Annotated in this window: 14 protein-coding genes; 5 read left to right on the plus strand and 9 right to left on the minus strand. The window is 30.8% G+C overall.

Features of this window, described 5'->3' with window-relative positions; genetic code table 11:
• Positions 1 to 45: 45 nt before the first annotated feature.
• The 9 genes from argH to EV195_RS06330 form a co-directional block, all read right to left on the minus strand.
• Complete coding sequence (gene argH / locus EV195_RS06290; protein WP_132794062.1) at positions 46 to 1,326, minus strand: argininosuccinate lyase; 1,281 nt, start codon at positions 1,324 to 1,326, stop codon at positions 46 to 48.
• A 244-nt stretch (positions 1,327 to 1,570) separates the two neighbouring features.
• Complete coding sequence (locus EV195_RS06295; protein WP_132794064.1) at positions 1,571 to 2,635, minus strand: M20 family metallo-hydrolase; 1,065 nt, start codon at positions 2,633 to 2,635, stop codon at positions 1,571 to 1,573.
• Positions 2,635 to 3,411, minus strand: coding sequence for an acetylglutamate kinase (argB, locus tag EV195_RS06300; protein ID WP_132794066.1), 777 nt, complete (start codon positions 3,409 to 3,411; stop codon positions 2,635 to 2,637). The genes EV195_RS06295 and argB overlap by 1 nt, the downstream gene beginning before the upstream one ends.
• 76 nt (positions 3,412 to 3,487) lie before the next feature.
• Entirely contained in the window at positions 3,488 to 4,429 is a 942-nt protein-coding gene (locus tag EV195_RS06305; protein ID WP_132794068.1) for a Rossmann-fold NAD(P)-binding domain-containing protein, read from the minus strand.
• Positions 4,430 to 4,539: 110 nt separating this feature from the next.
• Positions 4,540 to 5,679, minus strand: coding sequence for an aspartate aminotransferase family protein (locus EV195_RS06310; protein WP_132794070.1), 1,140 nt, complete (start codon positions 5,677 to 5,679; stop codon positions 4,540 to 4,542).
• Entirely contained in the window at positions 5,676 to 6,476 is an 801-nt protein-coding gene (proC, locus tag EV195_RS06315; RefSeq protein WP_132794072.1) for a pyrroline-5-carboxylate reductase, read from the minus strand. The genes EV195_RS06310 and proC overlap by 4 nt, the downstream gene beginning before the upstream one ends.
• Positions 6,477 to 6,487: 11 nt before the next feature.
• Complete coding sequence (gene argC / locus EV195_RS06320; protein WP_132794074.1) at positions 6,488 to 7,465, minus strand: N-acetyl-gamma-glutamyl-phosphate reductase; 978 nt, start codon at positions 7,463 to 7,465, stop codon at positions 6,488 to 6,490.
• A complete protein-coding gene (argG, locus tag EV195_RS06325) occupies positions 7,458 to 8,645 on the minus strand; it encodes an argininosuccinate synthase (protein WP_132794076.1) in 1,188 nt (395 codons plus the stop codon). The genes argC and argG overlap by 8 nt, the downstream gene beginning before the upstream one ends.
• Positions 8,646 to 8,764: 119 nt before the next feature.
• Positions 8,765 to 9,385, minus strand: a complete 621-nt coding sequence (locus EV195_RS06330) for a GNAT family N-acetyltransferase (protein ID WP_132794078.1) — start codon at positions 9,383 to 9,385, stop codon at positions 8,765 to 8,767.
• A 453-nt stretch (positions 9,386 to 9,838) separates the two neighbouring features.
• Here EV195_RS06330 and EV195_RS06335 point away from each other — a divergent pair, with 453 nt between their 5' ends.
• The 5 genes from EV195_RS06335 to EV195_RS06355 are packed head-to-tail and all read left to right on the plus strand — an operon-like array spanning position 9,839 to position 12,541.
• The gene (locus EV195_RS06335) at positions 9,839 to 10,255 is read left to right on the plus strand and encodes a DUF2141 domain-containing protein (RefSeq protein ID WP_132794079.1); all 417 of its coding nucleotides are present in this window, start codon (positions 9,839 to 9,841) and stop codon (positions 10,253 to 10,255) included.
• Between the two features lie 20 nt (positions 10,256 to 10,275).
• The gene (locus tag EV195_RS06340) at positions 10,276 to 11,625 is read left to right on the plus strand and encodes a 2TM domain-containing protein (RefSeq protein ID WP_132794080.1); all 1,350 of its coding nucleotides are present in this window, start codon (positions 10,276 to 10,278) and stop codon (positions 11,623 to 11,625) included.
• 4 nt (positions 11,626 to 11,629) lie between these two features.
• Positions 11,630 to 11,926 carry a 2TM domain-containing protein gene (locus tag EV195_RS06345; RefSeq protein ID WP_132794081.1) on the plus strand — a complete coding sequence of 99 codons (297 nt, stop codon included), beginning with the start codon at positions 11,630 to 11,632 and terminating at the stop codon, positions 11,924 to 11,926.
• Positions 11,916 to 12,197: a 2TM domain-containing protein gene (locus EV195_RS06350; protein ID WP_132794082.1), complete on the plus strand. Its 282-nt coding sequence runs from the start codon at positions 11,916 to 11,918 to the stop codon at positions 12,195 to 12,197. Before EV195_RS06345 ends, EV195_RS06350 begins: the two co-directional genes overlap by 11 nt.
• 2 nt (positions 12,198 to 12,199) lie before the next feature.
• Positions 12,200 to 12,541 (plus strand): 2TM domain-containing protein, encoded by a 342-nt coding sequence (locus tag EV195_RS06355; protein ID WP_132794083.1) that lies wholly within the window; start codon positions 12,200 to 12,202, stop codon positions 12,539 to 12,541.
• Positions 12,542 to 12,546 lie beyond the last annotated feature (5 nt).

A 12,546-nucleotide genomic window follows, 5' to 3' on the forward strand; every position in this document is an offset into this window, starting at 1 on the left:
GTACATTTTAATATGTGTAAGTATTACTTAGTATGACAACTTTAACTAAAATTTAGCAGCAAGCTTTTCCTTAATTTTATCTAAACTTAAGTTATGAATACTCCCAATATGAGTGTGTTTTTTTGACAAATCAGGAACATAAGTGCCCTTTTCAACTTCAGCACTTATTTTGATATAGGCTTCTCTAAATGGAATTCCGTTTGTTACTAAGTTATTGATGTTATCTACGGTAAAGAGGTATTTGTATTTATCATCATGTATATCAATTTCCTTAACTATAACTTGTTGAATGCTATAATTGAAAATGTCTAGAATGGTTTTCATATTCTCAAAACCATTAATCATATTTTCTTTAAGTAATTGAAAATCTCTATGATAACCACTCGGTAAATTATTAGAAATTAAAAGCATTTCGGTTTGTAATACTTGTAGTTGATTACATTTTCCTCTAACCAATTCAAAAACATCTGGGTTTTTTTTATGAGGCATAATGCTACTTCCTGTAGTTAATTCATCTGGAAAAGTAATAAAACCAAAATTCTGACTCATATACAAGCAAATATCCATTGAAAATTTACTCAAAGTATTTGCTAAATTTCCTAAGGAACTTGCAATTATTCGTTCATTTTTACCTCTAGCCATTTGGGCGGCAATCACATTGTACTTTAGTGTTGCAAAATCTAATTCTTTAGTTGTTATATCTCTATCTATAGGGAAGGAACTACCATATCCTGCAGCAGAGCCTAACGGATTTTGATCAACTATTTTTAGTGAAGATGTAAGCAGTTCTATATCGTCTAACAACGTTTCTGCATAGGCAGAAAACCATAAGCCAAAAGAAGAAGGCATTGCAACTTGTAAATGAGTATAGCCTGGTAGTAACGTATCTTTATATCGATTAGCTAAAGAAATAAGTGTGTTAAAAAGTGTTTTAACTTGTTCAATAATGATAGTAAGCTCACTTTTATAATACAGTTGTAAAGCCACCAAAACTTGATCGTTTCTTGATCTTGCTGTATGAATTTTTTTACCAGTTTCTCCAAGTTCTTTGGTAAGTTCAAACTCTATTTTTGAATGCACATCCTCAAAATCTTGTTCGATGGTAAATTCATTGTTTTCAATTTGTACTAATAACTTATCAAGTACATTGATAAGTGCAGTTGCTTCTTCAGAAGAAATAATACCTACAGAAGCTAGCATTTTTGCATGAGCTTTAGAAGCTATTACATCGTATTTTGCAATATGAATATCGATTTCTCTATCGTTTCCAACGGTAAAATTTTCAATGGCTTTGTCTAGAGAAAATTCTTTTTTCCAAAGTTTCATAATAAATGGTGTTTGTTTGTCATTCCTACTAAGGCAGGAATCTAAATAAACTAATATAGATTCTGCATCAAGTAAGGAATGATAACTTATCTTATTTTTAGTATTTAATACAGATTCGTATGATTTCGACTTCGCTCAATCTCCTTATCATTGTAATTGGTAGCTGAGCGGAGTCGAAGCTATTCTACAACTAGAAGTAATCTTTAGATTCCTTCATTTATTCTTCATTCGAAATGACATTAAATTATTTTATTACTTGTTCTAAAATCTTAATATAAATATCTATTCCTTCTTTGATTTCATCAATATTGATGTATTCATCAGCGGTATGAGAACGTGTACTATCTCCAGGTCCTAATTTTACAGATTGACAACTTAATACAGATTGATCTGAAAGGGTAGGAGATCCATAAGTAGTTCTACCGATAGCTATTCCTGATTGTATTAGCGGGTGATTGATATCTATTGAAGACGAGTTTAATCGTAAACTTCTTGGTACCATTACACAAGGTGCCTCCTTTTTTAAAATATCTGCGATTTCTTGATTAGAGTATTTATCGTTTACACGAACATCAACAACTAAATCAACTGCAGAAGGAACTGCGTTATGTTGTTTTCCCGCTTTAATTTGAGTTACCGTCATTTTTACATCACCTAAAACATCTGAAGTTTTCTCAAATTGATAATTTTTAAACCATTCTAAAACTTCAATAGTATTGTAAATCGGATTGTCGTTATTTGGATGTGCAGCATGACTTGGAGTTCCTTTTACTTTTGCATCAAACACGATTAATCCTTTTTCTGCAATGGCTAATTGCATTTGAGTAGGCTCGCCAACGATAGCTACATCTATCTTAGGAATAATTGATAGCATGCTATTTAAGCCATCAGGACCGCTACTTTCTTCTTCAGCAGAACCAACAAAAACTAAATTGTATTTTAAGTTTTTTTGATTGTAGAAATAACTAAATGTAGCTAATAAAGAAACTAAACAACCACCGGCATCATTACTACCTAATCCATATAATTTCCTATCCTCTACAATAGCTTTGAAAGGATCTTTTGTGTATCCGTTGTTAGGATATACAGTATCGTGATGAGAATTTAAAAGAATGGTAGGTTTACTTTCATCAAAGTATTTATTAACTGCCCAAATATTATTTTTAGTCCTTTTGAATTCTATATTATGAATTGTACACCAATAAGCTAGTAAATCACCAGTTTTATCTTCTTCAGAAGAAAAAGAAGGAGTTTCAATGAGTTTTTTGAGTAAATCAATAGCGCTATAGGTTAATTCTTTTTGTGTCATTATTGTTGAAATGTGGTACATTTTATATGTGGTTCAAAAGGCATTTTATTATTTCCGATGTGTACAGTTGATACTCCTTTTTGTATAGATTGTAAACAATTGTGTATTTTCGGTAACATTCCGTCGTTTATAATACCTTCGTTTTTAAGTTGTTCAAATTTTTGATTATTAATGTATTCAATAACCGAATTGTCGTCTTCAATATTACTAAGTACACCATTTTTCTCAAAGCAGTAATAAAGAGCAACTTTATATTCTTTTGAAAGTGCTACAGCTAATTCCGAAGCAATAGTATCTGCATTGGTATTTAATAATTGTCCTTTTTGATTATGAGTAATTGCACAAAAAACAGGAGCAATATTATTTGCTAATAAAACACTAATAGTTTCTGTATTAATATTTACAACATCACCAGCAAAACCATAATCAATGTCTTTTACAGGTCTCTTTAAAGCTACAATAGTATTGCCATCAGCGCCCGAAAACCCAACTGAGTTAGCATTTCTCGCTTGCAATTGAGCAACAATATTTTTATTGATTTTACCACCGTAAACCATGGTGATAATTTCTAAAGTTTCTTCGTCTGTAATCCGTCTTCCGTTTACCATTTTAGGTTCAACTCCCATTTTAAGAGAAAGTTCTGAAGCTGATTTTCCTCCACCATGTACTAATAGCTTTGGAGTTTCTAATGTAGCAAAATCATCTAAGAACTCATTTAGTAAGACCTCATTATTAATGATGTTTCCTCCAATTTTTATAATCTTAAGAGTTTTCATGCTTTTAATTTTAGTGAAAAGTCTTTCGACTGCGCTCAAGGTGACAAAAGTCAATTAGAGCTAAGTCGAGACTTTTTTAAGTATTTAGTTCTTCTAATATTTGCTTAAGCACAATTTGCGCTGCATAGGTTCTATTATTTGCCTGATTGATGACGATTGAATTATCTGAATCTAGTACAGCATCTTCAACAACTACATTTCTTCTTACAGGTAAACAATGCATAAATTTGGCATTATTTATTTTTTTCTGAGTAATCATCCAGTTTTCATCCTGTGAAAGTATATTTCCATAATCTTTATAAGAGCTCCAGTTTTTAACGTACACAAAATCAGCATCTTTAAGAGCTTCATCTTGGTTATAAGTTACTTTAGTGTTTTTTGTCACTTCTGAATTCAATTCATAACCTTCTGGATGTGTAATTGTAAAATCAACAGGTAGCAGTTGCATCATGGTAACAAAAGAATTTGCCACAGATTGTGGTAACGCTTTCGGGTGTGGAGCCCAAGATAACACAACTTTAGGTCTTTTATTTGTAGAAAATTCATTAATAGTTATTGCATCAGCAAGTGCTTGTAAAGGGTGAGCTGTTGCACTTTCTAAATTTACAACTGGAATATTTGCATACTTTGTAAAACTATTGATAATCACTTCTGCATAATCTAAATCCTTGTTTTTTAATGATGGAAAAGCTCTTACAGCAATGATATCAGCATATTGCGCTATAACCTTGGCAGCTTCTTTTATATGTTCAGAAGTATCAAGGTTCATGATGGTTCCGTCTTCAAACTCTAAATTCCAAGAATTATTAATTTGAAGGCATATTACATCCATTCCTAAGTTTCTTGCTGCTTTTTCTGTACTTAATCTAGTTCTTAAGCTAGCATTAAAAAACAGCATTACTAGTGTTTTATTAGTTCCTAAATTTTTGTATTCGAAAGGAGCCTTTTTTAATTGAATTGCTTCGTTTATAGTTTGAGATATGTTTGTGATATCATTTATATCAGTATATTTTTTCATGGTTTTGAGTTTTTAGTATAACGTCATCCTGAACTTGTTTCAGGATCTCAAGAGAATTTGAATTATCATTAATGAGATGCTGAAATAAATTCAGCATGACGATATTAATTCTATACTTTCTGTAACTCTAATGCTTTTGTTAGTGCATCGATAAATACATCTACATGTTCTTTCTTTAATGTTAAAGATGGAAGAATACGTAGTAGGTTCGGGTTTTTTGAACTTCCTGTGAAGATATGATGGTTATAAATCAAATCTTTCCGCAATTCAGCAATTGGAAAGTCAAATTCTAATCCAAGCATTAGTCCCCGACCTTTGATATTTTTTATTTCTGATATATGATTTGTTTTATTGATAAAATACGATGAAACTTCCTCAACGTTTTGCAATAAGTTTTCGTTTTCAATAGTTTCTAAAACGCATAAAGAAGCAGTGCAGGCAAGATGATTACCTCCAAAAGTAGTTCCTAATAAACCAAAAGAAGCTTTAATTTTATGGTGAATTAGGATTCCTCCGATAGGAAAACCATTCCCCATTCCTTTAGCCATAGAAATAATATCAGGTTCAATTCCATGCTTTTGAAAAGCGAAAAAATCTCCTGTTCTTCCAAAGCCAGATTGTACTTCATCGGCTATCAATAAGCTTCCGAATTTTTGACAAAGTGTTTCTGCTGTTTTGTAAAATTCAGTTGTAGCTTCATCTAAACCACCAACTCCCTGAATAATTTCTGTGATTACAGCACAAACATCTCCTTTAGCTAGTATATCAGTCAATGCATTTACATCACCAAATTCGATAAATTCAACAGCTTGTTGTGCATTTACTGGAGCTACAATTTTAGGATTGTCTGTAGCAACTACAGCCGCAGAAGTTCTTCCATGAAATGAATTCTTGAAAGCAACTATTTTATGTTTTCCAGTATGAAAAGATGCTAGTTTGATAGCATTTTCATTCGCTTCCGCACCTGAATTACATAAAAACAATTCATACGATTCACATTTTGAAAGTTTTGTTAGTTTTTCAGCTAAGGCTTCTTGTAGTGGATTTTGAATTGAATTACTATAAAAACCTAAAGTAGCTACTTGCTTTTGTAATTTTTCAACATAGGTAGGATGTGAGTGTCCGATTGATATTACTGCATGTCCACCATATAAGTCTAAGTATTGTGTTCCATTTTCATCGTATACGTATACATCTTTTGCCTTTACAGGTGTAATGTCGAATAAAGGGTAAACGTTAAATAAACTCATAGTTGTTCTTTTTTAATGGTATTAATTTTATTGTAGGATGCAACCATCCCTTGAATTAGAGAAGAACTTAAACCTTTATGTTCCATTTCGTTTAATCCTTCTATAGTACAACCTTTCGGTGTAGTAACTCTATCAATTTCCTGTTCTGGATGGTTACCAGATTGAATTAATAAGTTAGCAGCACCTTCACTCGTAAACATGGCTAATTCTTGTGCTTCTTTAGCATCAAAACCTAACTGAATTGCTGCTTGAGTAGTTGCTCTAATTAAGCGCATCCAAAAGGCAATACCACTTGCACAAACTACTGTTGCAGATTGCATTAAGCTTTCTGAAATAGCCATTGAGTTTCCTAATTGATCAAAGATGGTTTTGGCTAATTCAATACGTTCATTTCCTTTTGTATTGGCACATAAGCAAGTCATTGATTTTCCAACAGCGATTGCCGTATTTGGCATAGCTCTGATGATAAAATGCTCTTGTCCTATAATAGCTTCGATCTTTTCTATTGAAAAACCTGTAATTGTTGAAATAATCACATGCTTTTCAGTAAGAAAACCTTTTACATTCTTTAATATGTTTTCAAAGTGTTTTGGCTGAACGGCAAAGATTAATATATCAGAATTTTTAATAGCTTCTTCGTTGTTTGTAGTTATTTCTACATTACCAAATGCATTAAATTCTTCAATTTCTTCTAGAGTTCTCTTTGTTAGGTATAAGCTTGCAATAGCATTAGCATTAATCAATCCTTTAGCTATTGATTTTCCTAAATTTCCTGTTCCTATGATTGCTATTTTCATGAAAATAAGATTTAGAAAAAATTAGCTTTTAATTGTAAACCTTCTGTTTCTTCAAAGCCAAACATTAAGTTCATATTTTGAATCGCCTGTCCAGAAGCACCTTTCACTAAATTATCAATACAGCTAGTAATCAATAATTGATTTTCATGCTTGTGTAAATGAATTAAACATTTGTTTGTATTCACCACTTGTTTCAAATGAAGAAAATCATCACTTATAAATGTAAAAGCAGCATCTTTATAAAAACTTTTATATAACGCAACAGCAACATCTAAACTGTCATCAAATTCAGTATATACAGTAGCAAATATTCCTCTGGAAAAATTTCCTCTATTAGGTAGAAAATGAACTTTGTGTTCGTTTTTTCCATGAAGATTACTAATAGTTTGATTGATTTCTCCTAAATGTTGATGTACAAAAGGCTTGTAATACGAGAAGTTATTATCTCTCCAAGTAAAATGACTTGTTAGTGATAGACTTGTTCCTGCACCAGTCGCGCCAGTAACTGCATTTACATGAATATCATTTTTAATTAACTTATGAAAGGCTAATGGAATAATTGCCAGTTGAATTGCAGTAGCAAAACATCCTGGATTTGCTATATAATTAGCATTTTTTATTTCTTCTCTATAAATTTCTGGTAAGCCATAAACATATTGATTTCCTTGAAAAGTCGAATCACTTTCTAATCTGAATTCGTTGCTTAAATCAATAATTTTTGTAGTTTTTGAAAATTCATTTTCAGACAAAAATTTTCCTGAATTACCATGACCTAAACACAGAAAAACAACATCTACATTTGGATTTATAGTATTTGTAAACTTTTGATTTGTTGTACCAACTAAATCTTGATGTATATGACTGATATTGTTTCCAGCATTAGAAGTACTAAATACAAAATCGATTTCTACCTCTTTATGATGAATCAATAATCTAATTAACTCTCCAGCTGTATAACCAGCACCACCTATAATTCCAACTTTAATCATGATGTACAGTGTTTTGATAGATTTTAGTTTGATTTCCATAGATGTTTATAAAACCTTTAGCATCTTCAGCTGTCCACGCATTATTCATTTCCCCATAACTTCCAAATTTAGATTGTAGTAAATCGTTTTTAGAGTTAATTCCGTCTAATGAAAAATGATATGGTTTTAAGGTAATAAATACTTCACCAGAAACTTGTTTCTGACTACTACTTAATAAGGCTTCTAAATCTCTCATAACCGGATCTAAATACAAGCCTTCATGTAAATGAGTTCCGTACCAATTAGCGACATAATCTTTATGCTGTAATTGCCATTTGGTTAGGTTGTGTTTTTCTAATAAATGATGTGCTTTTATCAATATTATTGCTGCAGGAGCTTCAAAACCAACTCTACCTTTAATTCCAAGAATAGTATCACCAACATGAATATCTCTACCAATAGCGTATTTTGAAGCTAATTCATTTAACTGCTCAATAACTACAGCAGGTTTGCTAATTTGCTTATTTAAAGCAATTGGCTCTCCATTTTTAAATGTAATAGATATAGTTTGTTCTGAAGTAGCCTCTAGTTGAGAAGGATATGCTTCATTTGGTAAAGGTAGGTGAGAGGTTAAGGTTTCATCTCCACCTACACTTGTTCCCCATAATCCTTTATTAATAGAGTATTTCGCTTTCTCCCATTTCATATCTACACCATGACTTTGTAAGTATTCAATTTCTTCTTGTCTACTTAGTTTTTGATCTCTAATTGGTGTAATAATTTCAATTTCTGGTGCTAAGGTATTAAATATCAAGTCAAATCTTACTTGATCATTTCCTGCTCCGGTACTTCCGTGCGCAATGTATTTTGCATCGATACTTTTTGCATAATTAATTATTTCTATTGCTTGAATAATTCTTTCTGCACTAACTGATAATGGATAGGTATTATTCTTAAGAACATTACCATAGATTAAATATTTAATTACCTTTTCGTAGTAATTACTAATAGCATTTATATTTTTATAAGTTTTTACACCCAATTCATATGCTTTAGTTTCTATATTTTTGATTTCTTTTTCTGAGAAACCACCGGTATTTACACTTACGGCATGCACTTCAAAACCTTTATCTTTGGTTAAATGAACTGCACAATATGAGGTGTCTAATCCACCACTGTAGGCTAAGACTAATTTTTTCATTTTATTTTAATTAGCTTCCGTCATTCTGAACTTACTTATGTTGACTTTATTTTTGTATTGTAAAGTCTTGTCTTATTATTTCATAAGCTTTCGGATATTCGAAGCAGTATGACGAGTTATTATTTTTTCTCTTTTTTTAAGAATAAATGTTGTTTGATTCTTTTCAACCTAGCGAATGTCTTTTCAGTTATTTTTCTTTTAGGTTGATTGCTATTTTCTGTAGCAGGATCATACAACATTCCAGTACATAAACACATCTTCTGATTTGTTCTTTGCAAAACATCATAGTTTACACAAGTTCTACAGCCATTCCAAAAGGTTTGATCTGTAGTTAGTTCAGAGAAGGTAACAGGTTTATATCCTAAATTACTATTTAGTTTCATCACAGCTAATCCTGTTGTAATACTAAATATCTTTGCCTCTGGAAATTTTTTTCTAGAGTGATCAAATACTTTCTGCTTTATTTTTTTGGATAAGCTTAGACCTCTATAATCAGGATGAACAATTAATCCAGAATTGGCAACAAATTTTCCATGACTCCAAGATTCTATGTAGCAGAAACCAGCAAACTTATCATTGTCTAAGGCAATAACAGCGTTTCCTTCTTGCATTTTAGAAATAATATATTCAGGTTGTCTTTTAGCAATACCTGTTCCTCTAATTTTTGCGGCATTTTCAATAGTAATGCAGATTTCTTCTGCGTAACGACTATGTGATATATCTGCAATAATGATCTCCATTATTTTGATGTTTAATTGTTTTGTTTGTTGTACTTATTTGTTTTAATCAGAACCGGACTCACCTAAGTTCTATAAAGTAGAATTGCCCTTACGGGCGAGGAAAAAATCGTCGTGCATTTATATTGTTATCAGTAATGATAACTTCTTTAGATAAAATATAAAATGTAAATGTAAGATGCATAATAAGGATAAATAAGATGGTACAAATATTACTAGACTCTTCAGCTAGAAAGACTAGCTACGTCGCATGGGGCGGCGGCGTCGGATGTAAATTTGATTTGTCTTATTGTTTGAATGCATGGTGTAAATGTATAAAAAAAACGAATACACAAAACTTTATTTTCAAAAAATTACAATTCATCATTAAAAAATTACAATTCAGTATTGTTTAGTTTCAAAATAAACAATATCAGAGCACCTTTGTTGTGTAATTAATCTTAAAATCAACATAACATGAAAGTTTTAATCACTTTATTAATCGCACTAACAACAACTACCTTTAGTTTGTTTTCTCAAAATGCACAAACTATTACGGTAACTATTTCTAATGTTTCATCTAATGAAGGAACTGTAAAGTTTGGGTTGCATAACAAAGAAACGTTTATGAAGATGAATCCTCTTCAAGTAGCTGAAAGTACCATAGAAAACGGAAAATGTAAAATTGTATTTAAAAATGTTCCCGCTGGAGAATATGCAATTACATGTTTTCATGATAAAAACAACAACGGTAAAATGGATTTTCAATCAAACGGTATGCCTTTAGAAGCTTATGGAGCATCTAACAATGTGATGAATTTTGGTCCTCCACAATACGACGATGCAAAATTTACCATTACCGATAAAGATGTATCTTTAGATATTAAATTATAAGAAGAATTTAAAGCTGAAATATGAGTATTGCAAACTATTGGAAAACTGAATTAAAAAACGACATTATTGTCTGTGTAAAAATGACTGTATTTTTCGGAGTTTTATTTACATTAATCAACAGACAATTCACTATTAGAGGAGCAAGTATTGTCTTTATGTTTTCAGCTTTATACTCATTTATTCTTGGATTAGGAAATGGCATTATTAATGAATTTTTAAATGATAAATGGGATTGGGTTAGAGAAACAAATAGCAGAGTTTGGGCAGGGATAATAGCAACTGTAATTTATACAACTGTTGGAGTTTTTGTAATTCACTACATACAATATGTTCTTGTACTTGATAACGAGTTTAGTGTTTTGTTTATTGAAAGAATGCTTTATGTACACTTATTTGCTATTGTTCTTTCGTTAGGAGTTGCTGCATTTTTTCATGCAAAAGGTTTTATGATTGAGTGGAAGAAAACCATGAATCAAGAAACTACACAACAGCAAATTGTTGCGAAAACTGAAACGGCTAAATTCGAAACTTTAAAAAGTCAAATAGATCCACATTTTTTATTCAATAGCTTAAATGTGTTAACTTCTTTGATAGGAGAAAATCCAATTCAAGCAGAAAAATTTACCACTAAGCTATCTAAAGTATATCGATATGTTTTAGAGCAGAGAAATAAAGAATTGATTCCTATTTCCGAAGAGTTACAGTTTGCAAAAACATATATGGAACTGCTACAAATGCGTTTTGAAGATGCATTGGAGTTTGAATTACCAACTGCAGTTAGTAATAATGACTTAAAAATAGTTCCGTTGTCTTTACAATTACTATTAGAAAATGCAGTAAAGCATAACGTAGTTTCAAGTTCTAAACCATTAAGAATATCAATTTTTGAAGAAGATGGTTATTTAAAAATTCAAAATACTATAAATCCGAAAGAAGCGATAGGAAAAAAGAGCACAAAAGTAGGATTACAGAATATTGCAGATAGATATGGATTGATATCAGATGAAGAAGTTCATATTGAAAATAATAACAAAACATTTACAGTGAGTTTACCACTGTTACTTAAAACGAATAACACCATGAAAATTATAGATGACTTTGAAAATAGTAGATATATAAAAGCAGTTGAAAAGGTTGAAAGAATGAAAGAGTTTTATCAAAACTTAATAACCTATATCATTTTTATACCAATATTCATATTCATTAACTTACGCTTTTCTCCACAATTTCACTGGTTTTACTTTCCAATTATCGGATGGGGAATAGGAGTATTATTTCACGGATTAGAAGCCTATAACTACAGTTTGTTTTTAGGAAAAGATTGGGAAGAAAGAAAGATCAGAGAGTTAATGGATAACGATAAGTTTTAGTGTTATGAAAACCGATGAAGAAAAATTAAGATTTATAAAAGCTCAAAAACGAGTTCAACAAATCAAAGAGTTTTATAGCCATTTACTAGTATACATGATTATTATACCAATACTAATTGTAATAAATTTAAAATATACACCAAATTATCACTGGTTTTGGTTTTCAATGATTGGATGGGGAGTTGGCCTAGCATTACATGCATTACAAATCTTCGAAGGTTATAAAATCTTTTTAGGACAAGATTGGGAAGAGAATAAAATTAAAGAATTAATGAAACAAGATTATAAAAATGGAAAATAAATATATAGAAGAACAGAAATATTTAAAAGCTAAAAAGAAAGTAAAAGAAATTAAAGGGTTTTATATTCACTTGACACTTTTTCTTTTAAATACACCGATAATTATTGCAGTTAATTTACTTACATCACCACAGTTTCAATGGTTTTGGTTTTCTGTTTTAGGTTGGGGAGCAGCCGTAGGAATTCATGCGTTTTTAGCATTTAATGAAAATCTTTTAGGAAAAGACTGGGAAGAAAAGAAGATTCGAGAATTAATGAATAAAAACAATTAATTATGGAACGTAATTATATAGAAGAACAACGCTATTTAAAAGCGAAAAAAAGAGTAAAAGATATAAAAGGTTTTTATGGCCATTTTATAGCGTACGTTGGAGTAAATATCTTTTTAACAGCTATAATTGTTTTTGGAATGATGAATGATGGAAAAAGTTTTACAGATTCTATTACACATTTCGGGGCATACTCAACTTGGTTGTTTTGGGGTATTGGAGTTTTTTTTCATTGGTTGGGAGTTTTCGGCTTTGGAAATGTAATATCTAAAGACTGGGAAGAACGTAAGATTAGAGAGCTAATGGAAAAAGAACAGAATAAGGATAAAAGATTATTAAATAAATAGTAGTG

The sequence above is a fragment of the Tenacibaculum skagerrakense genome, assembly GCF_004345825.1.
Lineage (GTDB): Bacteria > Bacteroidota > Bacteroidia > Flavobacteriales > Flavobacteriaceae > Polaribacter > Polaribacter skagerrakensis.